The organism is Sphingopyxis sp. H053 (assembly GCF_001468225.1).
GTDB lineage: Bacteria > Pseudomonadota > Alphaproteobacteria > Sphingomonadales > Sphingomonadaceae > Sphingopyxis.
The window spans coordinates 1-26,406 of the sequence record NZ_LNRU01000018.1 but is presented as its reverse complement, the minus strand read 5'-3'; the positions used below and the strand labels follow the sequence as shown (position 1 = coordinate 26,406).

Sequence of the window (26,406 nt, the reverse complement as noted above, 5' to 3'; positions counted from 1 at the left end):
TGGAACAGCATCGCGCTGCTCCGCCCTTCTCTGTCCCCCTCCCTTCTCCGACCACAGGCGGATCAACCGTCGCCGGCCGGATATTCGGCTCAACGCGGTCATTTCTGAAAAGCCGGAGGAGTCCCGCTCCGCGGCATCCGGCCTGAGCATCCGGCAGGGACGAACGTCCGATCGCATGCCGTGAACCTGGCGGGCGGCGTTACCTCAAGCCGCCGCCGCAAGGCTGCGGCATTTTGTACGCCGAAGCCGACCAGCGGGGAAATTCGATCAACATCCGGCGCACCGGTCGCCGTGAAACAGACCCGGAGCGCGGAGATTGTCAGTCCGTGTCCGGGTCCTGTCAGAGGCCCGACGCCTAGAGAAAGCCGGCGCCCTGCTGTTCCTGGCGCAACGGGAAAATGAAATCTTCAAGTTTGGCCTCGACCCATGCCGGCAAACCGGGTGCCGCAGAATTTCGCAGGGCCAAAAGCGCATGCTGGACCCTAACCGTAAGAGGAAGCGCATTCGCCTCCCGGACCTTCTCGAAAAAGGGGTCGAGGGACGGCCATTCCTCGGCAATCAATTTGTGGATTGCGGCGGTCAAGGGTTCGGCAAGCGCATGGCCGGGGTCCAGAACCGTTGCCGTGCCTCCCAGGTCTTCGATTGCATGTCGCATCGGTGTCCGGCCGCCGTTGACGAGCGGGAAACCGCATTGACCGAGATGGGTGATGATTTCGAAATCGAAACGGTCTCCGTCGGAATCGCCGAATGCGGAGCGGAGACGAGCAAGCTGAGAGAGGATCATCCAGGCGATCATGTCCTTGTAGGATCTGGCTTCATCGCCTTCATCGACTCGTTCGAAGGGGCTGAGCGGGTTCCCGTTTGCATCGGCAAGGGCTGCCCATCCCTTTTCGTCAAAGACCATGTAGAACGGCCTTCCATCTTCTCCTTCCGCACTGACCAGCTTGCCCGCCATGGTCTCGGCTTCGGGGAAGAAGTTCATCAGAAAAGCAAGCAGTTCGAGAGGCAGGGCCCGCTGGCGCGCTGCGAGGTCGACGATGGCGCAGGCACCGATCAGGTCTCCCAGGAAAAAGCGCTGCGATTGCCAGAGGAGCTCCGTTGCGGCTGTTTCGGCGCCATCTGCCAGGCGTTCGGAAACGCGTGTGGCCAGTTCGGAGGCGAGCTCGCTGACCAGGAACTCGGGCGCACGAATAACCACGATATCCTCACCGCCATGATGACGGCTGCCTTTGACCCAGCCTTGTGCAGCGAGCGCTGTCGCAGCTGCGTCCGACGCAGGGCCGAAGGCGTCACGGCGAACGACCAGGGCATTGGCTTGCGTCAACGCGAGAGCGTCGGACACCTCGCCGCCGTCCGCGAGCGCGTCCCGTGCCAGAAGGCGAAAGAGCCGGGCGGTATCGCCGCCCACCTTCGAAAGGTGCTGACGGGCAGTCTGAACGAACTTGAGTCCCATGGATGCCGGAATAAAGGCCGCGATATCCTCGTCATCGGGTATGGAGCCGGCAGCAAGCGCGGCGCGAAGGACCCAAGGCCTGCGATATTCCTGGCTTAGCTCGGCGCCGTCGTAGAAGAAGAGGCGAGCGGGTGCGATCGCTTCACGGACATATTGAAATTCCTGATCGTCGAGAAGGTCGACTTCGATCACTTTCGCGACCGGCTCGAGTGCACCCGGTGTGCGGCCATTCGCGCCGCGGAGGATCGTATCGGCGCGATCGGTAGACAGAACGAGCCGCAAGGCATCGCCGAAGCCGGTTTCGGCAAGCTCTTCCAGGTCCGAGGCGACGGCCGAACCTGGTGCGACGCCATCCACGGCGAGGATGAGAGCAGGCTTGCGGTTCGACCTGGACATGCGCCGCAGCCATGTCCGAACTTCCTGCGGCGAAAGCGACCATTCGAGCGTCGCTTCGAAAAGATTGGCGATCCGCTGGAAGAGTCCGGCACCTGCCGTGGCGGCGTTGATCATCAACATGGCCCAGTCGGGAGAAGAGCGGGTCAAGCGCGCAAGATCGCGCAGCACATTGCTTTTGCCGGAGAGCGGCGCGCCTTCGAGGACAACGGCCTTGGCGCCATCGTTGAGCATGGAGAGGATGTCGACGGTGGCCCGTCGACCGAACAGCAGATCACGGCCATAAGGCAGCCGGGCATCATCGGGGTCTCCGGTGAGCTGCTCGATCAGCGCGTCGGTGCGTGCGCGGACGGCCTCGACCCAGATGGTCGTCTCCGGACCCATGAGCATTTCGATCGCCCAAGCGAGGTTTGACGCTGCGACCTTGCCGATATTGCTGAACAGCTTCTCCGCGAAGTCCGCACCGTCCAGACCGGGGTCGAGCGGCTCGCCGTTGCTGGCTTGCCGCACCCATGTCTCCTTGCCGTTGCTCACGATGACCAGCGGCGGACGATCGAGGAGTTGCGCCGCATAGCTGCGTCCCTGGCCAACATGGTCTTCGCTGAGAGTCTTGTCCTCGCGCTTGAGTTCGAAGAGCGCGAGTGGCCGCTTGCCGTGAAGAACGAGCAAGTCGGCGCGACCTTCGGCCTCCCAAAGCGCGGCGCCATCATAGTCATCCTCATGATGTCCTATCCGCAGCTTGAATCGCTTCTCGACCTGAAAATCTCCAGGGGACAGATGCTTCAGTTCTTTGCGGAGCAGCGCCAGAACATAGGCCTGCAACTGGGCTTCGGGTACGAAGGTCATGACCGAGCTGTAATAGCCGCGCCCCGTGCCCCGCGACATAAAAATCCGGCACGCTGGGTGCCGACGGTCAATCTCCATCAGGCGGCGGCCTGGCTGGCCATCGGCTCGCCGATGGCCGCGATGATCGCCTCGGCCTGCTTCGGGGGAACAAAGACCCGGGTCTTGTAAGCAATGATCTCGGTAAAGCAGCCGAGCGCCTTCAATCGGGCACGGCTGTCCGGAGGATAGTTCATGATTTCCAGTCGAGGCTCGTCATTGACCAGCGCGCGGCGGAGACGCGCCGGTTCGAGGCCCGGAATTGCCACGCCCTCGGACGAACGGGCAGCTCTGATGATCTCGGCCGGCGTCAGGCCGAACTCCATGTTGATGCCAAATGTCGCGGCGAGGCGCTCCAATCCCGCAGGCGAGACGATACGGCCGAGGACGGCGTTGCCGGCCTGGTCCGCGATCCGCCAGACGCGGACGTCATCATCGGGAAGCTTGTCCCAGACCGGCAGGAGAAGACCCGTTGCGACGTTGATGTCGCTGGTTTCGACCTCCTGCGCCGCCATCTCGCATTCCGCCTGCCAGAGCCGCGCAAAGTCGGCTTTTCCGGTCGCCTGCCAGTGGCTGGCAGCAAGCCTGGACTCGCGAATGCGATCGGAACCGGTGGGTCGGATGAGCTCCCAGATGCGGATCGATTGGCCATCGTCATCGAGTATCGACCAGGACGGCACGCGAAGCGCGACACGGCCCGATCGTTCGTTGCGGAGGAACTGGATATCGCCGCAGTCGCGCCATTGATCGAGGAGGACGGGAAGCGCCGTGGCGCGCCGCCGACGTTTCAGTTCGATCCGGCACAGTTTGGTTTCAGCGCCGCTCACCGGATCGCACCGCAGCACTTGTTCCTCGACGATGCGCATCTCATCGGCAAGGATCGTCTCGACACCGACGTCGAGCGTGCCCGCCTCCCGCGCAACCTGAATGCGGGCCTGGATCAGCCCGAAATATTCCTCGAAGATGGCATTCTGAGTCGCAATCCTGAGCGCGAGCAGGCGATTCAGCCAGCGCTGGATCGGCGGCAGCTTGTCGAGCAGTTCCCCGCTGTCCTCGTTGACCAGCTTGAGACCCGTCATGCCGACATAGTCGGCAAGCGAGGTACTCTTGAGTTTTCCGCGGTGCAGCAGCCTGTACCATTGCTGGAGCGCATCCTTGGCATGGTCGCTCTCGAGATTGTCCGCAGGATCGAAGAGATTCTGGCCCCCGGCCTGGCGTTGACCACGGGTCAGGGCACCGAGGCTGTCGAGCCGGCGGGCGATAGTGCTGATGAAGCGCCGTTCACCCCAGCAATTGGTTGCCGCGGGAATGAAAATCGGGGCGCTTTGCTGGTCGGTGCGGTTGGAGCGGCCAAGCCCCTGGATCGCGTTGGACGCCCGCCATCCCGGTTCGAGAAGAAAGTGCGCGCGGCGGCGGTGCGCGGTCGGGCATTTGCGATCGGCATGATAGCTCCGTCCGGTGCCGCCAGCGTCCGAGAATATGAGGATCCGCTTCGCGCCCGCCATGAAGGCGTCGGCCTCCGCGATATTGCTGCGCGCGGTGCGCCGTTCGATCCGCTGCCGCCCCACCATATCGGTCAACAGCCGCCGGCTTCGTCCGGTCACCTCGGCAACAAGGTCCGTACCGAACCGGGAGATGATCGCGTCAAGGGCACTCGGGATCGCAGGCATCGCGCAGAGTTGCTCTATGAGATCGTCGCGCGCGCGAAGCGCTTCCTGGCTGTGAATCGGATGGCCCGCCGCATCGACGACGATTTCGGAGCGAGGCTCACCGTCGGTGCCCTTGAAGACGCGCAGCATGCGCGTCGGGAAGGCCGTTTTGAGATATTCCACCATATACTCGCGGGGTGAGAGCTCGATTTCAAGGTTTGCGCGTTCGTCGGCGCCAAGTCCCGCAAGCCGGCGTTCGAGCATGGCCTCGGCGGTGGTCACGAGCTGGATCACGACATGATGGTCGCGCGCGAGATGATGCTCGATCGCGCCAAAGAGCGTGGGCAGTTTCATGGCGATCAGCACTTGGCCGAAGAAGCGCTGCTTCGCGCTTTCGAAGCGCGAGAGCGCGGCCCCCTTGGCTTGTGCGTTGAGCGACCGCCCGGTCATGCGGTCGACGATGTTGGTGGCCTCAAGCACCTCGTCGAGGCGGCGGTGGATGATGCTCCAGGCGTCGGCATAGGCATCGTAGACGCGGATCTGATCCTCGGTCAGGACGTGCTCGAGCGGCGCATATTCGACGCCGCGGAAGGTGAGCGAGCGGGCCGTGTAGAGGCCGAGCGCCTTGAGGTCGCGGGCGACGATTTCCATTGCCGCGATGCCGCCACTCGCGATCGCGGCCATGAAGGCCTCGCGGGTCTCGAAAGCGGTGCCCTGACCCCAGAGACCGAGGCGCGTGGCATAGCAGAGATTGGCCGGATCGGTGGCGCCGGTTGCTGAATTGTAGAGGATGCACGCGCGCGGCAACATGTTCTGGAGGCGCACGCCGGCCAGCCCTTGCTCGGATCCCTTCTGTTTGCCGTGGATGGTCTCGGTGCCCGCAGCATTGGCGAGCTCGTGCGCTTCATCAAAGGCGAGCAGCCCCGCGAAGCCGGTCCCGAGCCATCGCAGGATTTGCTGAAGCCGCGAAGGTGCGTCGTCGCGCTGCGACCGGAGCGTCGCATAGGTGAGGAATAGGATGCCGCTCTCCATCGGGATGTCCGAGCCGAGCGGAAAGGCGTCGAGCGGCTGGATGTCGATCGGCAGTCCGCCGAGTGCCGACCAGTCGCGCCGCGCATCCTCGATCAGAGCGGCGCTTTTGGAGATCCAGAGCGCCTTGCGGTGTCCGCGGCACCAGCGATCGAGGATGCAGGCAGCGACCTGCTGCCCCTTGCCGACGCCGGTGCCGTCGCCGACCATATAGCCCATGCGATAGGGCTGGCCCTCCGCCCCGGGTAGAAGGGCGGTGCCAGCTGCGTCCGGCACATACAGGCCGGGGAGATCGCGCTCGAACGCCTGGCCGGCGTATATGGCGGCCTCGCGCTGCGCGTCGGAGAGCGCTGCAGCTGCGGATGGTGGAAGAAGCGGATGATAATGCGGCACCGGCGGCAGGATCGACGACATTGCGACCGATTCGACGAGTTGGTCCGGATGGGGATTTGGTTCCGGAAAGGCGATCCGCGTGAGACGCCAGGGAACATAGATGCCCACCGGTTCATCGGCCGCCGGCACCTCTGCGAGCAATTCATAGGCGAGCGGCTGCGGCGTGGCATCGAGCGCCGGTGCAACAGGTGGAACCGCGAGGCGCCGGACGCCGCCAAGGCCGCCGAGGAGCGCGCGCGACCGCTGCGGCGCGGCGGCGGCGATAGCCGATAGGCGCGCAGGCTCGGGCTCGGGCTCGCGCGGAGCGAGGGCAAGCCGCGGCGGAAGCGCAGCAATGATCGGGAGCGCATCCGTAAAGCTCGATGCGAGGTGACGTTCGGTGCACCCGCGCCAGCCCTTGTCGAAGACGCAGAGACGCACGGTGATCGAGGTTCCCTGCCGCGCGAAGGGTTTGCCTTCCAGGGTGATTTCAGCGCGGGGTGTCGCGACCGCGCACACCGATTGATAGCTGGTCGCGCCGGCGCCGTCGGGTGCGAATGACGGCGGCATGATCGCGACGCAGCGTCCACCCGGCGCAAGCCGCAACAGCGCGGAACGCAGGTGGCGGGCAGCGGCATGCCGGTCGAGCCCGCGCCCCTCGCTTCGGCCGAAGGGCGGATTGATGAGCACGACCGTCGGGCGGCAATCGGGATCGATCATGTCGTCGATAAACTCCGCGTCGTGCCGCGAGACAGGCTGGCCCATGACGGCAGTCAACAGTCCTGCGCGTCCCGGATCGCGTTCGTTGAGGATGAGCGCCGCCCCCATGCGCCGCGCGTGGACCGCCAGCATCCCGATACCGGCGGACGGTTCGAGCACGATGTCCTCGTCGGTCATCGCGGCGGCGACAGCCACAAGCCAGGCCAGCGGCAGCGGGGTCGAGAATTGTTGCAGCTCGACCTGCTGCTCGCTGCGATAGGTTTGCGGCGGCAGCGCGCGTGCGACGTCGTCGAGCGCATGAAGCCGGGCGGAGAGAGCGTCTTGATCCGATAGCGGTCCCGCAGGGCTTAGAAGGAGCAGAAGCTGGGCCGCCTCGAGCGCGTCATATGCGTCGCGCATCGACCAGGCGCCGGCCGCATCGCTCGCGCCATAAGCCTCGGTCATCAGCGACGTGAGAGCCTGGCGACTGATCGCGCCGCGGCCCGCGAGCCGCTCGGCCACGGCTCGGGCGACGGCCAGCACTCTGGCGGTGCGCCCATCACCGGGTTCGGCACAGGCGGAAGGCTCGGGCAAGCGTCCGGCAAAAATGGCAGAATGCATAAGTGGCTCCTGGGCAAAGGGCGGCCGGATCGCCGCCTTCTTCTCACGCCCCCTTCCCTTTATCTTGACAGAAGGTGCATTTCCGTCGGGTCCAGGGAACGGGCCGATGGTGGTAACGGTGGACATCGAGGTGCGATGGGGCCGCAGCACCGCCGCGGCCCCCAAGCGCAGGTTCGTCAGGCCGCCGCGGACATCGACCCGCCTTCCTCGGCCGTGACCGTGGCACCGTCGCCATCGGCGTCGCAGGGAAAGTCGACCCCGACCTGATCGGCCTCGGCGACGAAGCGCATCGCGCCTGGAAGCCAGACCAGCGCCAGTTCCTTGGCGTCATTGTCCATGATGATCGTACCCGCGAAGAGCTTTTCGGCCGAGACGGCGAGGTCATATTTGCGCGACGCGGCGTAGCGGCTCGCGAGTTCGCTGCCGCCGATGGCCGCGAAGAGCTTCAGGATAGCAGGCCTGGTGATGCGATCGAAGAAATTTCGGGCCGTCGGTCTCCACCAGGCAGCCACGTCGATTCCAAGCTTGGCGCCGAGATGGTTGAGGAAACCGCTCCCGGCCGCGCCGTCGGGAACCGACTGGAGCGTTCGCGCGACGGCCCAGCCGAGCCAGGCCGCCCGCGCCTCATCGTCGAGCGAGCAAAAGCCGTCATATCGCTGCTCGATGTCCTTGTGGTTGGCCCAGCTCCGGTCGAGCGTGGCATCGAGCTTTGCCCAAGCCTCGGCGGCGGCCATGCCGCTGTCGAAATTGGCGACGCGTGGGTGGGGTGCGCTCGCGCGGAGCTCGCTCGGCATATCGAAGCTGCCATAGGTTCGCGTTGCAGTATCGACCATGATGAAGGTGCCGAGATCGAGCGCGAAATGAGGATCACTGGCGACATGGACGGCGAGAAGTTCGGTCTTCATCATCGCGAGCTCATCGCGGAGCCGGGCACTGAATTTGACCTCGTCCTTTTCATCCTGGACGCCGTCGTCCTCGCCCTCGCCGCCATCGCCATCGTCCTCCTCGTCCTCGCCTTCATCGCCGGGAGCGTCCTCATCGACGGCGGGCAGGACGTAGAGCTGCTCATGAAGCATGGGCTGGCCGTTATTGTCGATGACGACATAGGCGATCGCAGTGGCGCGCTGCTCGTCGGTGAAGACGGAACCGGTATCCTCGATGGTTTCGAGCTCCTCGTTCAGCGCTTCGAGGCGGTCATATTGCGCTTCGTCATACGCCCCGACATCCTCCCCGACCCGTTCGATCTCCGCAACCTCGGCCTCGATGGCGGCCTTGCGGACGGCCGCATCTTCGCTCAGCGGAACGGGCTCGCCATCGAGATGTTCGAGCTGGCAGGTTTCCATATAGGGGATCCGGCCCGCCGGAATCGCGCGAACCTCCGCGAAGCCCTCGCGCTCCCGAATGGCCTGCGCCGCGGCGACGAGTTTTTCTTCGGCAAGCCGTTCGAGAATGTCTCCGTCAAGCCAGGTCTCAGTATCGGTGCTGGAGAAAAGATCGCCATCGATACGGCCGCCGGCGGTCTCATAATCCTCGCGGCCCACGAAGACCGCCTTGGGATCGGCGCCCTTGTAGGAGCCCGCGGCAAGGCGCCTGCGGATTTCGCCGACATTGTTCGAATGATAGCTGTCTCCGAGCTCTTCGAAAACACCCGCTTGGCGCCCGGTGTCGGAGGTGCTGGCATAGGCGATGGCGATGTCGAGCGTGATCTGCTCACAGCGCAGCGCCTCGAAGATCGGGTCGGCTAGATTGGCGAGGCGCAGGCGGCCCTCGACGAAGCGCCTCGTCAGACCGAGCCGCTTGGCGACCTGCTCGGTGGTCTTGCCTTCCTTGTCGATCATGTTCCGGAAGGCCTCGCAGGCATCGGCCGGGTTCATCGCGAGGTTATAATAATTCTCTGTGAGGCTCATCTCGATGGCGTCCTTTTCGTTCGCCATCACCATCACGGGGACCAGGAAATCCGCGGGCAGCTTTCCTTGCGCGATCTGGTCGTGAACAGCGCGCAAGCGCCGGCCACCGCCGATGATGCTGAAATGATCCTTCTTGCGCTTCACGGCGACGCCGATGAGGTTCTGCAGGACAACGCCGGTCTCGCCCAGATTGGCGGCGAGCTCGCTGTCGGCGGTCGCATTGCTGTGCTTGCGGACGTTGAGCGGCGACACCGAGCAATTGGCGGCGGGCGCGTAGAGGATTGGATATTGCATGATGATACTCCGAAGGCGGGGCGTCCTGACCATCAGGCCGCAAGCCGCACCCGCGCCCCTCCCCCCTCCCTTCCGCGAGTGCGCGGGCGCCCTGGCCTCTCATCGGTTCCCGGCGAACGCCGCTTGGCAGGAGACTTTATGCCTTCATGGCCGACACTGGTTCGGCCGCGTCGCGTCAGGCCGCGTCGGCCAGATCGCGATCGCCGTTTGCAGCCACCCGCCGCAAGACATTGTTCCAGTCATTCAAACCGAACCAAGGCATTCGCGTTTCGACAGTGCGGCCGGGACAGGCATAGGCCCGCTCCGCGAGGTGCGCGCCGGCCCGGCCGGCCTTGTCGGCGTCGGGAAGAAGCAGGAGGTGCTCGATCGTGTCGGGCAACCGGATCCGGGGCAGACGCTCATTTCCAAGGGTAGCCCATACCGGGATACCGAGCAGGACCATGGCCGAAAGCGCCGTCTCAATCCCTTCGGCGAGGCCGAGCACCGTGCGTGTGCGAGACAGGCGAACCGCCCCGGCCAATGGACGGCCGAGCGTGAGCTTGGGTTTCTCGAGATCGGCGGCCAGCGTCGCTGTGGACGGGTCGAGAAAGATGCGCTGGACAGCGACCAATCGGGACGCTTCGACGATCGGGGCGATGATGGCTGGACGAAACCGGACGCTTGGGCCGCGGCCCAGGGGCGTACGCGGATTGTATCGCAGCGCCGATGTCCGGATCGCGAGGGCGCGCGAGCGCAGATAGCGATCGCCAGCGGTACCTCGCAGAGGATCACCGGCATCCCAGATTCGGCGCGCGAGCGCGGTCATGGGCGATGGCGCGCCGATGGGACTCAAGGAGGGCGTGCGCGCAGTCGATGGAATGCCGAGATGAAGCCGGCGGATCGCCCGCAATATCTCGGCAGTCGGGCAGCCCGCGAAACATTTGAACAACAGGCTTCGCTCGCCGATCCGGACCGACAGGCTGGGGCTTGTATCATCATGCGCGGGACATCGGCACATCGCGCCGCCATCGCGCCATAGCCCGCCAAGGGCCTCGACGAGGTTGATCGCGGCCGATTGAAGGACAGGGTCGTGATTGGAGTTCATATCTGGATCGTCTCATGGAAGGGGATAGCGCCCCCCTTCACCCCCTCTCCCCACCTGTTTTCCCGATAGGGTACGAGCGGCACCTCCATTTGATCCGATTTGATTGCAATCTCTGATTTCCGGAATTTTTTACAATCTCGCGGCACCCCCTTCAGCGAGGATGGCTTTCGGCGCAGGAGGCAATTCATGGCAGGGAGCTTGATACGCGGGCGCGCGGGCGGACCCTATGTGCTCGCCGGTCACCGCATTGACGGTGATATCGGCGTGCCGCGATCGAACGGTATTTCGATCGCAAATCGAGCCGTGCGAGCTGTGTGATGGCGGAGGCAGGCGCGCCTCCTCCGGCCGCTGGAATGGACCGTGTGGCCTTCGCGCGGTTGATCGTTCGCGTGGGCCGCCATGTCGGCGACAGGCTGGGGCGCGACCTCTTCTCGACGCCGGCGCTCGACATGATGCTGGACCTTTATCTGCGCGATGAGCACCGGCCCATCTCGTTGACCAGCCTGTGCGGCGCGACCAATGTTCCGGGCCGCACGGCATTGTTCACTATCAACCGGCTCGTTGAATGCGGGCTTTTGACCAGATATCCCGATCCCCGCGACGGGCGGCGGGTCAATGTGGACCTTTCCGCCGCCGGCCTTCGCTTGCTCGACGAATGCATCGAGGAATTGATCAGCCTCATAGATCAATGCGGATCTTGAGGGGGAACAAAGACATGGTTGCGAAGGAGCGAGATGTGATGCACATTTGATGCGCAGCGCGTCAGGTTGCCGGCAAACGACGTTGTGGAATTATCCTGCCAGACATCACGGGCGTTCGACCATTCGGGTCGAACGATAGTATAGGCATCTTGACCGGCATCTTCGGATGGCCTGCCCGTGATTATTGTCTGCCTTTCCCTTGTCCCGGTTGCGACCGGTCATGACACGATCTTCGTGTGATCCCATGCCCTCCCGGATGGAAGATCATGGCGAGGAGACCGCGAGCGACCGCCGCGATCTTGAAGCAGTCTACCGCACCCAAGCCCCGCAGCTGGCGCGATACTTCCGGTTCCGCTTCCGTGGCCTGGAGGATCCTGAAGATCTCGTCCAGGATGTGTTCGCACGATTGGCGGCTGGACGTCCGCTCGCCGAGCTTCGTGACCCGGAAGGTTATTTCAAGCGCATCTTGCGTAATTTTCTCATCGATCGACACCGGAAGCGACGGCGACGGCCTGTTTTCACGTCGATGGACGGCATTGAGCCGGGCATGGAGCCCGATCAGGCCCATGCGATCGAAGTAGAGCAGATGCAGGAACTCTATCGCGCCGCAGTTGATGCTTTACCGCCTAGGACGCGGGAGGTCTTTCTCTTACACAGGGTTGAGGAGCTGAGCGTCAAATTGATCGCCGGGCAACTCGGCATTAGCACGCGAACGGTCGAATGGCATATTGGAGAGGCGATCCTCCGGATCGGGAAAGCGCTGAACAAGGGATGAGCGACCAAGGATTTCAGGACGAACCGGACGACGGGGACGGCCTCATGGGGGAAGCGACCGTCTGGTTCGGCCGGATGCGCGGCCCGGAAGCCGACCTGCACAAACCCGCGTTCGAGGCGTGGCTTGCACGAGGCGCCCTGCACCGGGCGTTCTACAATCGCGCGAGCGAAATCTATGCGATGGGCAAGTTCCTGAAGGAGGAACGGGATGGCGAAGATGCGCGAAGTGATCCCGCTCATCGGCGCCGTGCACACCAGATCCTGGGAGTGTTGGCCGCGCTGGCAGTCATCGTGACCGGATTATCCTCCCTATGGGTTTACGGACCATGGCGCCCGGTGCCGGAAACCGCCGCCGTCGCGCCCGAAGGGGCATTGCGGCTGGCGACGCGAGAGGGGCAGGTCTTGACCCAAGTGCTGTCCGATGGCTCGAAGGTGACGTTGCAACCCGAAAGCGCACTGGTCGTCCGCTATAGCCGCGCGCAGCGGACGCTTCGTCTCGAGCGAGGCCGGTCCAGATTCGAGGTCGCGCATGAGAGAAGGCCCTTCGTGGTTCTCGCGGCGCGCGGGAGCATCACGGCGCGCGGCACAATCTTCGAGGTTGCCCTGAATCGCGAGGAGCATGTGACGGTGCGACTTCTTCAAGGCAAGGTCGATGTCGCCATGCCCAGTGCGACGAGAACCCGCACGATCAAGCGCATGGTGATGGGCGAGACGGTTTCGTACGGGAGCGCGGTCAATCCGCAGGTGGTGCCGCCCCCTCCGGTCAGCGACGCCAAACGCCCGGCCGGGGAGACCGTCGTGCCGGATGTGCGCGAGTTTGCGGCAACGCCGCTTGGCGAGATTCTTGCGCTTGCCAGTCGACATGGACCGTCCATTCGGGTGGTCGACGACGAACTTGCCCGCTTGAAGGTGTCCGGCCGGTTTCGTCTTGATGAGCCGGATAAGCTCGCGGCCAAACTTGCGCTCCTCTTCGACCTCGCTGTCGAGCATGCTCCAGATGGTGAGATCTTGTTGCGGCGACGAAATAAATAATCTCGCAGCCGCCCCGTAGTTCGCGATAGCGAGCGTCCATTCCCCATAGCCGACTAGCCGGCGAGAAATTGGGGGACAGGATGGTGGCGAGACGATTTGGCCGTAGCACGTTGCTGGCGGTGGTTGCGATTGGCGGTTTGTGCGTTCCGAATATCGCCCTGGCACAGGATACCCGGCAAGACTTCAGCATCGCATCGATGCCCCTCGCCGACGCCCTCATCGCGGTCGGGCGGCAGGCCGGGGTGGAGGTGATTTTCGCGTCCGAAGCGGTCGCAGGACGGCAGGTCGCTCCGCTTCGCGGCTCCTATAGCGTCAAGGAAGCAATCGCCCGCCTGCTGGCGGGGACCGATCTTGTCGCGGAATTCCAGGATGGCGGCTATGTCATTCGGGGGCGATCGGCACCGTCGGGTGCCCCCGAACTCAGCCCGACGGCGAACGAAGACACAGCCATCCTCGTGACCGGCACCCGAATTCGCGGAAGCAAATCTGCCTCACCCGTCATCGTTGCGACGCGTGATGACATCGTGGAGCGAGGTTTCTCTGATCTCGGTCAATATGTTCGCAACCTCCCGCAAAACTTCAGCGGCGGCCAAAACCCAGGTGTCGTGGGCAGCGGGCAAGGAGGAAGCGAGAATCTGAACTCGTCGTCAACGGTCAACCTGCGTGGCCTGGGCCCCGACGCGACGCTCACGCTGATTAACGGTCACCGCGTTGCGTATGACGGGGTTCGCCAGGGAGTCGACATCTCGGCGATACCATTGGCCGCTATCGACCGGCTTGATATCGTGGCTGACGGCGCGTCCGCACTCTATGGATCCGATGCTGTCGGCGGCGTTGCAAACGTGATTCTGCGCAAGAGCTTTGACGGCGTGTGGACCTCGGCGCGGGTGGGGTTCACGACCGACGGTGGCGGGACCGAGCAACAGTATAGCGCGGTCACCGGTACGACCTGGACGGGCGGCGGCATATTGCTGACGGCGGACTATAAGCATTCCACACCGATCACCGCAGGCCAAAGACCCTATGCGGACAGCGTCAACGGATCGGCGACTCTGATACCGGGCATGGATCAGTTCAGCAGCGTCGTTTCCGGTTTCCACCAGTTGACCGACAGCGTTCGCATCGAGATCGATGGCCAATATAGCCGGCGAAAATCTTCGCAGGCGAACCCCTTTTCCGTCGACTCCGATGTCCGCATTTTTGGCGATACGTTTGCGAGCACCGTCGAGACATTCTCGATCTCACCGACGTGGCGCGTCCAGCTTCCGGGATCATGGGAACTCAGCGTCGCGGGGACGTATGGTGAAGACCGGACGATCGGCAATGGCATTTCCTATCGACGTGGCCAGCTCGCGAGCACGCGTCGGATTCCATATGACAATTCGATCGAGAGCCTGGAGGCTTATGGAGAAGGTCCGCTCTTCGCGCTTCCGGGCGGTGACACGCGGCTCGTCATCGGTGCCGGGATTCGATCTACCAGCCTCGATGCTCGCAGCAGCCAGACCATTGGCGATGTCACGACCCCGATCCTTTCCTTCAACCGGCGGCACAAGGTACGTTATGGTTTTGGGGAACTGTCATTGCCTATTTTCGGCGAAACCAACGCCGCTGCATTCTTTCGAGAACTGCGAGCGACGGCGGCCGTGCGGTATGAAGACTATGAAGACATCGGCGGCGTGGCATCGCCCAAGTTGGGATTGATCTACAGTCCGGACGATAGTCTCTCCTTCAAGCTCAGCTGGGGAAAATCGTTCAAGGCGCCGACGCTCTACGACCAGTATCGGGGCTATGAAGTCCTTCTGCTCCCAGTGGAGTTCTTCGGCGCCAGCAATGCGCCTGCGGGCAGCACCGTTGCTTATACCGCCGGTGCAAATCCCGACTTACGCCCGGAGAGGGCAACAACCTGGACAGCGACTGCCACGATCGCACCGCGTTTCGCGCCTGGCCTCAAGATCGAGGCAAGCTATTTCGAAATCCGCTACAATGGCCGCGTTGCCAATCCCATTACGTCACTTTTCGGCGCGCTATCAAATCCGCTTTATAACCACCTGATTACATTATCTCCGAGCGCTTCCGAGATTGAAGCCCGGTCGGCGGGCTCGCTCTTCGGCCTCGAGAATTTTACTGGCGGTCCTTATGATCCGGGCAGTGTCTATGCGCTGGTCGAAGGTGTGCTCCGCAACACGGCTCAGCAGAAAGCGAGCGGCGTCGACCTTGCGGCTAGTTATGGGATCGAGTTGGGCACTAGCGACCACCTGAGCCTGCAAGGGTCGGCGACCTATCTCAAGAGCAACCGGCAGCTTCTGGAAGGAGCCGCAACGGTCGGCCTCGCGGGATTCATTTTCAACCCGCCCCACTGGCGAGCTCAAGGCGGTGCTACCTGGAACCATGGCGAGTTTAGCCTGTCGGGTTTTGGCACCTATATAGGCGGAACCTTGGACAACAGGCTCCCGCCGCTTGTCCGCGTCGACTCCTTTGTGAGCATTGATCTTGCGGGACAGTGGAAAAGCAGCGCATCGGCTGGCCCCCTCCGCGGCGCCAGTGTGCTCGTCGCGGTAGGCAACCTCTTCAACGAACATCCCTCGAGGACGCGCAGCAGAAGCGTGAGCGACCCGTCGTATGATTCAACGAACTATCCTGCGTCGGGCCGAACGATCAACCTGACGATCACGAAGGCGTGGTGACCTGTGCGCGGCCACCGGAATCGCATGCTCGCTTGCGCCACCATGCTCGCGTCTCAGTTCCTCTTGGCTGGGCCGGGCTGGGCCGCCCAATCGGATTGTTCCGGACTGGTCCCCCCCGCCTTCGAACAGCCTAAGGGAAATGGACGCGGCGTCGAGCCAGAAGATCTCGCGCGGGTTCGCGACATCGGTCCGCCGCTCAATGAGCTTCCCGACCGCCGCCTGTTCACATTATCGCCGGATAGAAGCGCCGTGGCGCTTCCTCTGCGACAAGCCGATCCGGCGTCGAACAGCTATTGCCAAGGCATCATGGTCGTTCCCTTGTCGGGCGCCGCGCCGCGGCTCATCGACCAAGGCGGAGATCTCATCCGCTATGAAATACACCAGCTCGATGGATCAACACAGGAAAGCGGGATTATCGAAGCGATCACGCCGCAATGGACTCCGGACGGTCGGTGGGTGATGTTCCTGAAGCGCGTGCGTGGACGGACACAGGTCTGGAAGGCTGCAATCGATGGAAGCGGAAGCGCGCCGCTGACTGATAGCCCGATCGATGTCGATCGATTTCGGCTCATGCCCGATGGCAGAAGCGTCATCTTCACGACCCGCCCTGCCCTAGACGAAGCCAAAGCGGCCATCGAGCGAGAAGGGCTTACGGGCCATCACTTCGACGACCGGTTTTTCCCGCTGGCCGGAAGCAAGCCGCAGTTGCCGGAACAGATTGCCTCCACGTTCCACGCATTGGATCTGGAGCGCGGCAGCGCGCGGCCCGCGACAGCTATCGAGCGCGATGCGCTCGACGCCCCATCCATCAAGAACCCGCGTGAACCTGGCGCCAAAGCGAAGCAGAGCCGCGTGCCCGATGCGTGGATTGAAACGACCGACGCCACTTTTGTCTATCCGGGCACGACGGTCAAATATGCCGGGGCCAACGGCAGAACCGTTCGTTGTGCGTCTGACAGTTGTTCGGATGCCCAAGCGCCCGCCTGGACGATCGCAGGCGGAAAGCGGGTGCTCTTTCTTCGGCGAGAGGGTTGGGCCAAGAGCCTGACGGGTCTTTACGAATGGAACCCCGGCGAGGCGCGCCCGAAGCGGATTTTGCAAACGAAGGATTATTTTGCCGATTGCGAACCATCGGGGCACAGCCTCTTGTGTTTGCGCGAAACGTCGACCCGACCGCGGCACCTCGTTCGGATAGATCTTCGGCGCGGGTCTATGGAAACGCTTTTCGATCCGAACCCAGAATGGCGAGGTCTCCGGGTTGGAAAAGTCGAGCGTATAAACGTCCGGAACAGCTTTGGGCTGGACAGCGCAGCGGATTTCGTCTTCCCCGCAAATTACCAGCCTGGACGACGTTATCCGGCGGTCGTCGTGCAATATGTGTCGCGGGGATTCTTGCGGGGCGGCGTCGGAGATGAATATCCGATCCAGGCGCTTGCGAACAAGGGGTATGCGGTCCTCAGCGTCAACCGGCCACCGCATCTCGGAATATTGGCGGGCGCGACGACCCTGATCGAGGTCGAGCAGGTCAATCTAAAAGATTGGGGCAATCGGAAGAGCTTTCTCTCATCGATCGAGACGCCGCTTAGACAGCTCATCGATCGCGGGATCATCGATGACAAGCGCATCGGCATCACCGGGATGAGCGACGGCACGACAACCATTCAGTTCGCCGCACTCCACAGTTCGCTGTTCTCCGCAGCGATCATGAGCCACTGTTGCTGGGAGCGGTCCCAAGCCTATCTCGACGGGCCCGACCTCGACGAACTCTACAGGCAGATCGGCTATCCGAGCATCCTTCGGCCGGCGCCCGAGTTTTGGCGTGAAATTTCCTTCGCTCAGAACACGGACCGGATCAAAATGCCAATCCTGATACAGGCATCCGATCGCGAATATATGGGCGGGCTTGAGGCTTACACCGCCTTGAAGCAGGCAGGTCGTTTCGTGGACCTGTTTGTGTTTCCAAACGAATTCCACATTAAGTGGCAGCCCGCGCACCGGCTGGCGATTTATCAGCGGTCGCTCGACTGGTTCAACTTCTGGTTCAAAGGGGACCTTCCGACCGACCCCCGTCGACGAGCAGAAGCCGAACACTGGCAGGACCTTCGCGAAAAATGCCGGAAGGATGACCATTGTGGATGAAGCTGGAAGTCGTAGTGCATTTGTCAACTCGCGACGGATCCCCGGGCGCTTATGTTGTGTTGGTCCGCACTCGATTGCCACGCTTCAATCCAGGATTCGGTGTCGAGGAGAAGCAGGAGGCGCACATAATTCGTACCATGCGTCATCCGGTCTTTAGCAAGCGCAACCTCCAGTTCCGGCTTATTGATGATCCCATTGGCTGCGAGTTGCCCCCCCAGAAGCCGGTTTCGAACGAGGTCGTAGTTGGATCTCAATATCTCCATTGCGAACGCGTCCGGGCCGCCTTTCATTCGCCTGCGGATAATATTCGACGGAAGCTTGGGGGCGAAGGCGCGCCGTGCCGCAGAGCGATCGACGCCGCCCTCGCAAGCCATCCAGCTGGGAATGGCCAATGCCGCTTCGACGACGGGTTGCGACAGAAGAGGTGCGATCTCGGTGAAATTAAGTCGCCTGTCGTGTCCGTGCATATAATGTTGGGCGCGCGTGATCATGGCGACATGTCCACATTTCCCGGGCAACGCGTCCGTCGGCGCCTCCAGCCAGGGATGAGATGGCATTTCCCGTATCAGGTGTCCGATCCAGCCTGGATGGAGAAACTGCGGATCGAAAGGCCAGCTATATTTGGGGCCGCGGCGTCTCGGAACGGAAAAAGCACGACGCGCCACTTCCCAAATGCTCGCTTCTGTGACCTGTGCGAGGTCGCGTAGTGTCGCCAGAAGGCCCGGGACGGTCGGAGCCGCGAGATAGCGATCGACGATAGGGCGAACAGAGCGTGTATTATAGAAGACATTGTCCCCGCCAGCGCCCGTGAAGAATGCCGTCGCGGACCGAGCTGCCATTTGCCGAATAACGGTTTCATCATAGGCCACCATCTGCGTTCGCCCCCCGGGCTTTGGCAGATGCGCAACGGCGGACTGCATGATATCGGCTCGATCGAGCCGATAGGTTCGCGTCTCGAGCGGCAGCGAGCACCATTTGCACAGCTCCTCGGCATAGATTGTCTCGTCCCCTCGCGGTTCATTCGTTCGAAGTGTGAAGCATTCCACTTCCGGCGATCCCGCCACGCACGACGCGAGGATCGACGAGTCGAGGCCGCCCGATACGGCCAAAATGCTTTTATCGAATGTGGCGACCCACCCCCGGCCGCATTGTTCGACAGCCCGGCGCAGTCTTTCGACATGGACGGAATAATCCACCTCCAGGGGGTTCGAAACATGGTGCCACGGCGACCAGCAAACAGCCTGCGAGCAGCCACGTTCGTCCACGGTAGCAAGGTTGCCTGCAAGCAAATCGGAGACACCGGTAAGTCCCGTGCGTATCTGCGCGAGGTCGTCGACATAGAGAGTGGTCGCTACCCCGCCCCAATCAATCGACACATTTACAACCCCAGCATCGATCAAGAGTCTTGGATCCGATGCGAACGCAACGGCCCTTGGACCGAATGCATAGCAACATGGCAACTGGCCGGATGGGTCGCGAAGCGCGCGGACCAGTTCGCCATCGGTCCAGACAGCAAGATATCCGCCCCAGTAACGCTCCAGGAGTTCCCGGACCGGCGCTGCAGCGAGGCCGACCCTGGACGCGGCATCGAAATCCCTGATCGCGGGGCCGCTGCCATGGCGGTGGAACAGGTCGCCGATGATCGTACCGGCGCCGTCACCAATTTCGAGTGGCGACCGCTGCTCGCTCGTCAGAACAGCGAGGCGGCTAGAGCGCCAATGCGTGACAAGCCCAGTTCGTTCACCGACCGCGTCGACCAGTCCGTCGTCGAGTTTGCCGCCGCGCGAGGCCAACACAAGATATCGAAGCGCCATCAGAGCGCCAGTATCGGGGTAAAAAGTCGAACACGTTCAAGCGTGTCATTGACCACATATTCGTCTCTTTGAATCCAGCAGTGCGCGACAAAGGGGTCGAGCTTGACGCCGATCACCAGCGTGGTGGGAGTCCGGCGTGCAAGGCAGAGGTGTTTGAAAGCGATCGACAGCGGGAGGCATTGATCCTGACGCCGTATCATGATGCCGTTTACCGCGAACGCCGCCGCGACGCGGTTTACAGCGGTCCAATCTTCGATGCGATCCGGAACGAGCGCGGCGCTCGACCGCGACATGGTATCAAAGAGGTTTTTGAGTGGTCGCTTGGCTAGTGCGCGTCGCGCTCTATGGACCGAGAGGAGGGCCGCGAGCCGATCGGTCAGCCTGGCCATAGACAGCATCGGGTCGATCTCGGCCATTGGCGGGGAGACAGTGACAGGCGAAAACGTCCGCGCACCATGATGCGCATCGACCATCAGGCCGCTGATTGCCATTGCCTCGAGGGTGGTCTCGTCGCCTGGTTGTGGCGCTTGACCAGAGGCGAACCGCTGGAAAGCCAAATCCTGATGAACCGGCAACTGAAAATATCGGTCGGCACCGACGTCCAGAAAGACGGCTCGTCCAGAACAGATGCAGAAGTACAAATCGTCTCGCAGGCGCAGAGGCATGGTCGAACCCCTCGGGGTTGGGCGCACGACACCCGGGGGCCGTGCGCCCTCCCGTTCAGTCGTCGGAGATTCCCGCGGCACCGAAATCGCGGCCACCCTTGGTGTCGAGCGGTCCCACGATGGACCCCTTGGTGACTTCGCTGGCAACGCCGAGGTCGATGACTTCGGCGTCGAGATGATCGTCATTGCGTTGCATGATACGTTCCTTCTTCAAACACCGCGGACATTCGCGGTAGTCCCAATTTACGCGGGTTGAAGGAGTTCTCCGCCCATATACGCAGCAATTATTGCTTTAAATCAGCGATTTAGACCAAAATCGAAATTAACCTGACGAGGATCGCGCCCGGTTTTCAGAAGCTTATGCGGTACCTTGTAGCAAGGCACAGAGTTGCGCCACATGCTCCACGCGTCGTCGATGATAAGCGGTCACGCGTCTTCGGACGTTCATTTTGACGTCGATTGTGCCGTTTCTGACAAACGTCCGAAGCTCCCGTTCGAGGTCGCCGAAGAGGCCGACCTCGGCGAGTCGAGAATAGTGCAGGCGTTCATTGGTTCGCCGGATTGAATCCAGGTATTCGCTGTTTCCAGATGCCCACGCGATCGCCTCAAATGTTGCCGATGTCGCCGTGACGATAGAGATAGGATCCGGGCCGATATCCAGACTCCGGATCCGCGCCATCGCAGCCTTTATGGCGGATCGGCTTGTCAAGTGCAGGGCAGACAGAAGCTGATGCCCCGACCACGCATAGAGATTGGCAAGCGCATTGAAGTCAGGAAGCGCGATTCGGAAACCGCCGTCCGGATCGGCTTCAACGAGCCCCTCGCCAACGAGGCGATACAGGGCCTCGCGCACAGGCGTTACGCTGGAATCGGAGCGACGCGCGATCGCCGGAATTGGGATCCGCGCTCCTGGATAGAACACACCAGCGAGATAGTCTTCCTTGATTGCGCGGTAAATCCGCTGGTGAGTGGCGGTTTCGAGCCCCATCGATCAGGCAGCCGATGATATCCGGAGCCCTTGGCTCCATCGGGGCGTGAGCGCACTCGTCAGCTGGTCGAGATGCTTTTGCGCGACGACTTCGATGCATAGTCGCTCGAGCTCGCGCAGATCTCCGATCGCGAGTTGCATCGGAAACGCCATCTTCTGCGAATAGAACATCAGCGGGATGAGGATATGCCCTGTCGAGAGGTCCAGCTTGTAAGCACAGAGCAGATGGTCATCGAGCCTTGCCTTCGGATTTCCGGATTCGATTTCGCGTAGCCAGCGCACGCCCATGCCGAGCTCTCTCGACAATTCGCGTTGCGTCAGCCCTTCCCGTTTTCTCGCTTCCTCAATTCGCCTTCCCGACTGTTCCTTGATACGCGACAGCGGGCCTTCAGCGACGGAAGCCGCGTCTTCCAGCGACATTTCCGCGTCTCCTTCTCGGGAGATTGCCCCAGCCAAGGCCTGTAACTCTTGGAATGCTAGGTGTGCATCACACCACGGTCAAACGGAACTGCCGCAATTCTTGCCGGGTCGCGTCGCGCAAGACCTTGAGAAAGTGAAGGCTTCTATCCGGGCACGCCGCTATGGGCTGCCGGCTTCACGCGTTCATAGGTCGCACGGAGCGTTTTGTGGTCGGTTCTTGTGAGTTGGTGCAGGGCGACAATGTAGATGCTCGCCAGGGTCGGCGCATCACGATCCGGCGCGACTTCAACGACGCGCTCGGCGATACGCGTCGCCATATGATTGAGCCCCTTGGACGCGCCGACATAATGATCCTCGCCGCCCTGAAGGCCCGCCGTCGAAAGCGAGGCGAGTTGCTCCAGAACCTTGGGGGCCGGCATTCGGTCGAGGCAATCGACTGCGACCTGGAGGGTGGTGCCCCAGGCGAGCAATGCCCGCGTGCTTCGGATCAGGTGGACATGGGAGTCGATGAGCAAATCCATGCCTGCCGGAGAAAGCCGCAATTTGAACGTGCGTGATTGCCGCGTCATCGGTCTGCCTCCCAGCACACAGAAAACCAGCGTGGTGATACCATGAGCATATTAACCATTTGCGCCAGTAAGCCGAAGTGCATTTTTCGGTCTCCCGGGATCAATTGTGACCCCGCGGCCCGCCAATCGTGAATCAGGGCGCCGTTTAGGCAGCGTCGGCGCGCAATTTGCACAATCGGCACTTCAGTGCCCTCATCATTGTGCGCTCTTCGTTTCATCATCATTCCTCGCCTCGTTCCGGTTGGAGGAGACCATTTGGTCTCGGATCATCAGGTCCGTTCCGATCCACCGATCGTCAATCACCGCGCAATTTGCGCCACGAGGAGATAGTCATGACGCCGTACAATCGGTGCCTTGCGGGCATCGCAATCCTGTTATCCGGCGGCACGCCCGCATCGGCCCACTCCGATCCGGGTCGCTGCGCCGGGCAGACCGAACCGTCCGCCAGACGGGGCGATCTGATCGTCACCCAGGACGCGAGCGGTTTTTCAATCGAACGCCGTACCGTCCCGATCCTGGACCCTCGCGAGCCTTTGGCGAAAACGCCGGTCACGCTTGGCGCGGCGCACCGGATCGACAGGTCGATCTTCCTCAACGCGGTCGCGCCCGCCGGAGATAAATTCGATGCGCGCCGCTAGTGCTTTGTGCTGCGTCGCCATGGCCATCGCGTCCCCTGCGCTTGCGCACGCCGCATCGGCGGAGGAGTCCGGGGACGCGCTCGGCGATGCCGCCGGGCAGGCGGAACGGGAGCTGCGACAGACCTTCACCAACCTCCAGTTCGAGGAGTTCGGACCGGCGCCTGTAAGGGGGCCAATATATCAGGCTATCGCCGGCGGGCGAGTCCTCTATTTCGCGCCGGAAAGCGATCATCTGCTGTTCGCGGCGATTTACGACAAGAATGGCGTGAACATCACCGCGATGGCTCAGGACGCCAGCGCGCGAAAGCGGCTCGGGGCGATTGACGAACGCGACGCCCTGGTCATCGGCCCCGTCGGCGCGCCGAAGGTCATCGAGTTCACGGATCCCGATTGCCCCTATTGCCAGGCGCTCGATCGCTTCTGGGCGACAAAGGCTGCGGAAGGCAAGCCGGTCCAGCGGCTCGTCTATTTCGTGAGCGGTATCCACCCGGACGCGGCCGCCAAGGCCGAGCACATCCTGTGCTCGCCGGACAAGGCGGCGGCGTTCAGGGCGATTTATGCGGGCGCGAGCCCTCCCGGTCTGACGAAATGCAAGGCCGGTGCGGAGCAGGTCGCGCGCCACGGAGCAACAGTCCGCAAGATGGGCATTTCCGGCACCCCCACCCTCTTTGTCGATGGGAAGTTCGTGTCGGGCTTCCAGCAGGCGGAACTCGAGGCGTTCCTGAATGGGAAGAAGGGAGCCGCTGGCGCCGATCCCTGATCGGCAGCCTCACCCCCCCAAAGAATTTCTGGCGGGCCCCGATTGCTCCCTGCCGCTCGCATGAGCGCGACCTGAGGGGATCGAGGACCGGAATGCCGGCGGCATCGGCTTTTTTGGAGACCGTCCACCGCTGCCGTCGGCCGGAAACGATTTTCGTCGTGCCGGCAGGTATCTTCGGACGGTCTCCCTTCAAGGAGAATGGACATGATGACAATGTTTCGGGGAAGGACGGTCCGCACGGTTGACGCGGCAGTCCTGTTCCTCCTGGCCGCAGTCGCGTGCGCCGGCGTGGCCCACGCATTCCAGGCGCCGGCGGCCGGCGACCTCGGTTACGACATTTACGACATCGTCGTGAACAAGGGCGTGAAGGGCCCGCTGGGCTTCGTTGGCGGCGTCGCCGCCTTTCTGTTCGGCGTCTCGCGGCTCTTCTCCAACATCATGATCGGCATCCCGACGATCGTGGCGGCGGTCTGCCTCATCAAGGCGGATTCGATCCTCCAGACCTTCGGCATGGTCATCTGACATTCGGCGCGCCGCTCGCTGGAGGCCCCGGCGACCGACGCGTCATCCGGAACCGGGAGTGGTGGTCATTTCCGGGATGTCACGCCGACGCGTGATGAAGCATGGGAGAAGGGCGTTGGATGAACGTCTGCCGCAGTTCCTGCATCGACCGGTCCAGATCCTCTGGTTCGACGCCCAGGAATTTGTCGTCGTCATGAGCACGATCTTCGTCGCGGTCATCGTCGGCGGCCTGATCGGCTGGGGACTCATCGGCGCCCTTCTCCTTTTCCTTCCGTGGAAGCGAACCAAGCCGCGCGGTTTCATTCCGCACCTCGCCTGGCGCTGGGGTCTCATCCGTTTCCGCTTCTACCCGGGTCCAACCCAGACCCGCTTCTTCGAGTAGGTCCGATGGCAGGTTTCTTCAGACGCAAGGACAGCGCCGACATGATCGGCGACACGCGCCCGAGCTGGCATTTGCACCGCTATCTCCAAGGATCGGCCAACCTTTTCGAGGAGAACCGGTTGCTGAAGTTCGCGATCGCGGGTCTCTTTGGCGTGAGCATGGTGCTCGGCACCGTCATCTATTCGACGAACCAGGCTCAGCGCACGGTCATCGTCCCGTTCGGCGCCACCGGAGATCTTTATGTCACCGGCAGCAAGCCCTCCGAAACCTATCTCCGTACGATCACTTTCAATATCGTCGGTCTTGCGGGGACCTATTCCGCCTATTCGGCGGACCGGCAATTCCAGGAACTGCTGACGATCGTCCATCCAAGCGCCTACAACGCGCTTCGCGATAGTCTCAGTCATTTGCTGGGCGAGCTCGAGAATAATCCGACGCTGTCGATCGCGACCTATGTTCGGGGTGACCAGCCCGTCACCTACACGGCCACTGAAATATTGGTGCCCGTCGAAAAAGTCCGCGTGATCGGCGGCGTGATCCGCAAGTTTCGTGGCAATCTGCGCATTCGCTACGCGACCGAAAATGGCCGTTTCTGGCTGACCGCCCTCCAAGAGGAGAATTTCAATGCCGATATCCGGTAACCGCCGGAGGTTTGCCTGCCTCCTCGGCGCACTGCTGGCGCCGTCCGCAGCCCTCGCCCAATCGGTCTCGGTGCTCCCCGACCAGACCAGCCGCATCCGGCTCTCCAATCGCGACGTGAACCATGTCGTATGCGTCGGCGGCGAGATCGAAGATGTGAAATTTTCGGCTGAAAAGGGCCTTGCGGTCGAGCGCGGCGGATCAGACGCCTGGATCAAGTTCCTCGTCCAGGAGATGGACGATGCCGGCGCCAAGACCCGCAGCTATGTGACAACGCCGTCCGAATTCTTCGTTTCGTGCAACGGCGCGATCTATCCGCTCTATGCCGAACCCGCCGACATCCCCGCACAGACGGTGACGCTCGTTCCCGGGTCCGCCCAGCGCGCGCGGGCCAATGACGCCCTGCTCGCACCGCTGGTCGAGGAAGAACGGGCCGTGGGCATCGCGCTCGCGATCCTTCAGGACCGCGTTCCCGCATCCTTCACCGAGGTCGCTCCCGCGCGTGAGGCCGTCGCAGTCGGCGACCTGCCGCAGGTCAAAACGACCGAGCGGCGGCGCCTTGAAATCGAGGGCGCAGGTCTTTCGGTAAGCGAATATCTGCTTCACGCAACAGAAGCGACCTCGCTCGACGAGCGCGATTTTCTCGACAATGCCTTTGGTGCCGATATCTTCTCGCTGACGCTCGACCGCTTGACGCTCGCCGCGGGAGACACCGCGCGCCTCATCGTCGTTCGCCGGAGTGCGCAGCCGTGAGCGCCGAAGCCGACAGCGCCGCAACAGGCGATGAAACGCTTGTTCGCCAGATAACGTCAGCCGAGGGATCGCAAGGTCCGGCCTTGTTCGATTTCCGGGCGCAGTGGGAGCGCATGACGTCACGGCAGCAGTTGAGAGCCAAGCAAGCGGGGGTCGTATCGGCCATCGCGCTGGTCGGGCTCGGGCTCTACACGGCGAGTTCGTCGAAGGATGCCGAGGCTCCGAAGCCGCCGGAAGCGTCGAAGCTCGACATGGGCGCGGGCCTTCGCGGTGACAGCCTCGAGGTCAAGCTTCGCGGCGATCTGCAAAAGATCCTCGACGGGCAGACGCTGCTGGGCGACCGGGTCACCGCCATCGAGGAAGGCAAGGTCACGCCCGGAAGCTTGGGGGATGGCATGCCCGCCACACAAGGCGGCGCCTACGATGGGCTACCCCCGGCCCTTCCGGGAGATGCCCCGGCCTATCCGCCCGCTCCGCCCGAAGCGAACGGCGAGGCGGGTGTGATCCCGCCCCCGCCCGCAGTTCCAGCCGCCCCGGCAGCGC

At 62.6% G+C, this 26,406-nt stretch carries 21 protein-coding genes and 1 pseudogene; 12 read left to right on the top strand and 10 right to left on the bottom strand.

Annotated elements, in window-relative coordinates; translation table 11 throughout:
* Positions 1–355 precede the first annotated feature (355 nt).
* The 4 genes from ATE70_RS23070 to ATE70_RS23055 all read right to left on the bottom strand — a co-directional run bounded on the left by ATE70_RS23070 (position 356) and on the right by ATE70_RS23055 (position 10,104).
* Positions 356–2,692 carry a type I restriction enzyme HsdR N-terminal domain-containing protein gene (locus tag ATE70_RS23070; protein WP_156420154.1) on the bottom strand — a complete coding sequence of 779 codons (2,337 nt, stop codon included), beginning with the start codon at positions 2,690–2,692 and terminating at the stop codon, positions 356–358.
* Positions 2,693–2,769: 77 nt separating this feature from the next.
* On the bottom strand, positions 2,770–7,098 hold the full coding sequence (locus tag ATE70_RS23065) for a strawberry notch-like NTP hydrolase domain-containing protein (RefSeq protein WP_082639237.1): 4,329 nt from the start codon (positions 7,096–7,098) through the stop codon (positions 2,770–2,772).
* Positions 7,099–7,274: 176 nt separating this feature from the next.
* Positions 7,275–9,299, bottom strand: a complete 2,025-nt coding sequence (locus tag ATE70_RS23060) for a ParB/RepB/Spo0J family partition protein (RefSeq protein ID WP_058539841.1) — start codon at positions 9,297–9,299, stop codon at positions 7,275–7,277.
* Between the two features lie 175 nt (positions 9,300–9,474).
* A complete protein-coding gene (locus ATE70_RS23055) occupies positions 9,475–10,104 on the bottom strand; it encodes a DUF7146 domain-containing protein (protein WP_231732561.1) in 630 nt (209 codons plus the stop codon).
* 596 nt (positions 10,105–10,700) lie between these two features.
* On the opposite strand from ATE70_RS23055, the gene ATE70_RS23050 reads away from it, so the two are divergent.
* The 5 genes from ATE70_RS23050 (at position 10,701) to ATE70_RS23025 (ending at position 17,713) form a co-directional block, all read left to right on the top strand.
* A complete protein-coding gene (locus ATE70_RS23050) occupies positions 10,701–11,084 on the top strand; it encodes a MarR family winged helix-turn-helix transcriptional regulator (RefSeq protein ID WP_082639239.1) in 384 nt (127 codons plus the stop codon).
* Positions 11,085–11,340: 256 nt separating this feature from the next.
* On the top strand, positions 11,341–11,859 hold the full coding sequence (locus ATE70_RS24595) for an RNA polymerase sigma factor (protein WP_058799776.1): 519 nt from the start codon (positions 11,341–11,343) through the stop codon (positions 11,857–11,859).
* Positions 11,856–12,890: a FecR family protein gene (locus tag ATE70_RS23035; protein ID WP_058539836.1), complete on the top strand. Its 1,035-nt coding sequence runs from the start codon at positions 11,856–11,858 to the stop codon at positions 12,888–12,890. The genes ATE70_RS24595 and ATE70_RS23035 overlap by 4 nt, the downstream gene beginning before the upstream one ends.
* A 119-nt stretch (positions 12,891–13,009) precedes the next feature.
* A complete protein-coding gene (locus ATE70_RS23030; protein ID WP_231732865.1) occupies positions 13,010–15,574 on the top strand; it encodes a TonB-dependent receptor in 2,565 nt (854 codons plus the stop codon).
* A 42-nt stretch (positions 15,575–15,616) separates the two neighbouring features.
* Positions 15,617–17,713, top strand: a complete 2,097-nt coding sequence (locus ATE70_RS23025) for an Atxe2 family lasso peptide isopeptidase (protein ID WP_197411545.1) — start codon at positions 15,617–15,619, stop codon at positions 17,711–17,713.
* A gap of 23 nt (positions 17,714–17,736) precedes the next feature.
* Here the strand turns inward: ATE70_RS23025 and ATE70_RS23020 are convergent, their stop codons facing one another.
* The 6 genes from ATE70_RS23020 to ATE70_RS23000 all read right to left on the bottom strand — a co-directional run bounded on the left by ATE70_RS23020 (position 17,737) and on the right by ATE70_RS23000 (position 22,121).
* Positions 17,737–19,527, bottom strand: coding sequence for an asparagine synthase-related protein (locus tag ATE70_RS23020; RefSeq protein WP_058539833.1), 1,791 nt, complete (start codon positions 19,525–19,527; stop codon positions 17,737–17,739).
* Complete coding sequence (locus ATE70_RS23015; protein ID WP_058539832.1) at positions 19,527–20,192, bottom strand: lasso peptide biosynthesis B2 protein; 666 nt, start codon at positions 20,190–20,192, stop codon at positions 19,527–19,529. The genes ATE70_RS23020 and ATE70_RS23015 overlap by 1 nt, the downstream gene beginning before the upstream one ends.
* Positions 20,193–20,247: 55 nt before the next feature.
* The gene (locus ATE70_RS25020) at positions 20,248–20,388 is read right to left on the bottom strand and encodes a benenodin family lasso peptide (protein ID WP_156416888.1); all 141 of its coding nucleotides are present in this window, start codon (positions 20,386–20,388) and stop codon (positions 20,248–20,250) included.
* Between the two features lie 162 nt (positions 20,389–20,550).
* Positions 20,551–21,180 carry a GntR family transcriptional regulator gene (locus ATE70_RS23010; protein ID WP_058539831.1) on the bottom strand — a complete coding sequence of 210 codons (630 nt, stop codon included), beginning with the start codon at positions 21,178–21,180 and terminating at the stop codon, positions 20,551–20,553.
* 3 nt (positions 21,181–21,183) lie between these two features.
* The gene (locus tag ATE70_RS23005) at positions 21,184–21,600 is read right to left on the bottom strand and encodes a helix-turn-helix domain-containing protein (RefSeq protein ID WP_156416887.1); all 417 of its coding nucleotides are present in this window, start codon (positions 21,598–21,600) and stop codon (positions 21,184–21,186) included.
* Positions 21,601–21,743: 143 nt separating this feature from the next.
* Positions 21,744–22,121, bottom strand: a complete 378-nt coding sequence (locus ATE70_RS23000) for a hypothetical protein (protein ID WP_058539830.1) — start codon at positions 22,119–22,121, stop codon at positions 21,744–21,746.
* A 380-nt stretch (positions 22,122–22,501) separates the two neighbouring features.
* Between ATE70_RS23000 and ATE70_RS22995 the strand changes: the two genes are divergently transcribed.
* From ATE70_RS22995 to ATE70_RS22965, 7 genes and pseudogenes are all read left to right on the top strand, one after another.
* Positions 22,502–22,807 carry a hypothetical protein gene (locus ATE70_RS22995; protein ID WP_058539829.1) on the top strand — a complete coding sequence of 102 codons (306 nt, stop codon included), beginning with the start codon at positions 22,502–22,504 and terminating at the stop codon, positions 22,805–22,807.
* A 19-nt stretch (positions 22,808–22,826) separates the two neighbouring features.
* Complete coding sequence (locus tag ATE70_RS22990) at positions 22,827–23,567, top strand: DsbC family protein (RefSeq protein WP_231728032.1); 741 nt, start codon at positions 22,827–22,829, stop codon at positions 23,565–23,567.
* A gap of 204 nt (positions 23,568–23,771) precedes the next feature.
* On the top strand, positions 23,772–24,089 hold the full coding sequence (locus ATE70_RS22985) for a hypothetical protein (RefSeq protein WP_058539827.1): 318 nt from the start codon (positions 23,772–23,774) through the stop codon (positions 24,087–24,089).
* A gap of 115 nt (positions 24,090–24,204) precedes the next feature.
* Positions 24,205–24,471, top strand: a complete 267-nt coding sequence (locus ATE70_RS22980; RefSeq protein WP_058539826.1) for a hypothetical protein — start codon at positions 24,205–24,207, stop codon at positions 24,469–24,471.
* Between the two features lie 5 nt (positions 24,472–24,476).
* On the top strand, positions 24,477–25,112 hold the full coding sequence (locus ATE70_RS22975; protein ID WP_058539825.1) for a TraE/TraK family type IV conjugative transfer system protein: 636 nt from the start codon (positions 24,477–24,479) through the stop codon (positions 25,110–25,112).
* Positions 25,096–25,863: a type-F conjugative transfer system secretin TraK gene (locus ATE70_RS22970; RefSeq protein WP_058539824.1), complete on the top strand. Its 768-nt coding sequence runs from the start codon at positions 25,096–25,098 to the stop codon at positions 25,861–25,863. Before ATE70_RS22975 ends, ATE70_RS22970 begins: the two co-directional genes overlap by 17 nt.
* Positions 25,860–26,406: pseudogene (locus ATE70_RS22965) on the top strand (TraB/VirB10 family protein); the annotation flags it as partial. The gene ATE70_RS22970 and the pseudogene ATE70_RS22965, both read left to right, overlap by 4 nt.

Bases quoted from the DNA above. Each gene is read 5' to 3' on its own strand.
- ATE70_RS23070 (WP_156420154.1), bottom strand. From the start codon at position 2,692: ATGACCTTCGTACCCGAAGCCCAGTTGCAGGCCTATGTTCTGGCGCTG.
- ATE70_RS23065 (WP_082639237.1), bottom strand. From the start codon at position 7,098: ATGCATTCTGCCATTTTTGCCGGACGCTTGCCCGAGCCTTCCGCCTGT.
- ATE70_RS23060 (WP_058539841.1), bottom strand. From the start codon at position 9,299: ATGCAATATCCAATCCTCTACGCGCCCGCCGCCAATTGCTCGGTGTCG.
- ATE70_RS23055 (WP_231732561.1), bottom strand. From the start codon at position 10,104: ATGACCGCGCTCGCGCGCCGAATCTGGGATGCCGGTGATCCTCTGCGA.
- ATE70_RS23050 (WP_082639239.1), top strand. From the start codon at position 10,701: ATGGCGGAGGCAGGCGCGCCTCCTCCGGCCGCTGGAATGGACCGTGTG.
- ATE70_RS24595 (WP_058799776.1), top strand. From the start codon at position 11,341: ATGGAAGATCATGGCGAGGAGACCGCGAGCGACCGCCGCGATCTTGAA.
- ATE70_RS23035 (WP_058539836.1), top strand. From the start codon at position 11,856: ATGAGCGACCAAGGATTTCAGGACGAACCGGACGACGGGGACGGCCTC.
- ATE70_RS23025 (WP_197411545.1), top strand. From the start codon at position 15,617: ATGCTCGCGTCTCAGTTCCTCTTGGCTGGGCCGGGCTGGGCCGCCCAA.
- ATE70_RS23020 (WP_058539833.1), bottom strand. From the start codon at position 19,527: ATGGCGCTTCGATATCTTGTGTTGGCCTCGCGCGGCGGCAAACTCGAC.
- ATE70_RS23015 (WP_058539832.1), bottom strand. From the start codon at position 20,192: ATGCCTCTGCGCCTGCGAGACGATTTGTACTTCTGCATCTGTTCTGGA.
- ATE70_RS25020 (WP_156416888.1), bottom strand. From the start codon at position 20,388: ATGCAACGCAATGACGATCATCTCGACGCCGAAGTCATCGACCTCGGC.
- ATE70_RS23010 (WP_058539831.1), bottom strand. From the start codon at position 21,180: ATGGGGCTCGAAACCGCCACTCACCAGCGGATTTACCGCGCAATCAAG.
- ATE70_RS23005 (WP_156416887.1), bottom strand. From the start codon at position 21,600: ATGTCGCTGGAAGACGCGGCTTCCGTCGCTGAAGGCCCGCTGTCGCGT.
- ATE70_RS23000 (WP_058539830.1), bottom strand. From the start codon at position 22,121: ATGGATTTGCTCATCGACTCCCATGTCCACCTGATCCGAAGCACGCGG.
- ATE70_RS22995 (WP_058539829.1), top strand. From the start codon at position 22,502: ATGACGCCGTACAATCGGTGCCTTGCGGGCATCGCAATCCTGTTATCC.
- ATE70_RS22990 (WP_231728032.1), top strand. From the start codon at position 22,827: ATGGCCATCGCGTCCCCTGCGCTTGCGCACGCCGCATCGGCGGAGGAG.
- ATE70_RS22985 (WP_058539827.1), top strand. From the start codon at position 23,772: ATGATGACAATGTTTCGGGGAAGGACGGTCCGCACGGTTGACGCGGCA.
- ATE70_RS22975 (WP_058539825.1), top strand. From the start codon at position 24,477: ATGGCAGGTTTCTTCAGACGCAAGGACAGCGCCGACATGATCGGCGAC.
- ATE70_RS22970 (WP_058539824.1), top strand. From the start codon at position 25,096: ATGCCGATATCCGGTAACCGCCGGAGGTTTGCCTGCCTCCTCGGCGCA.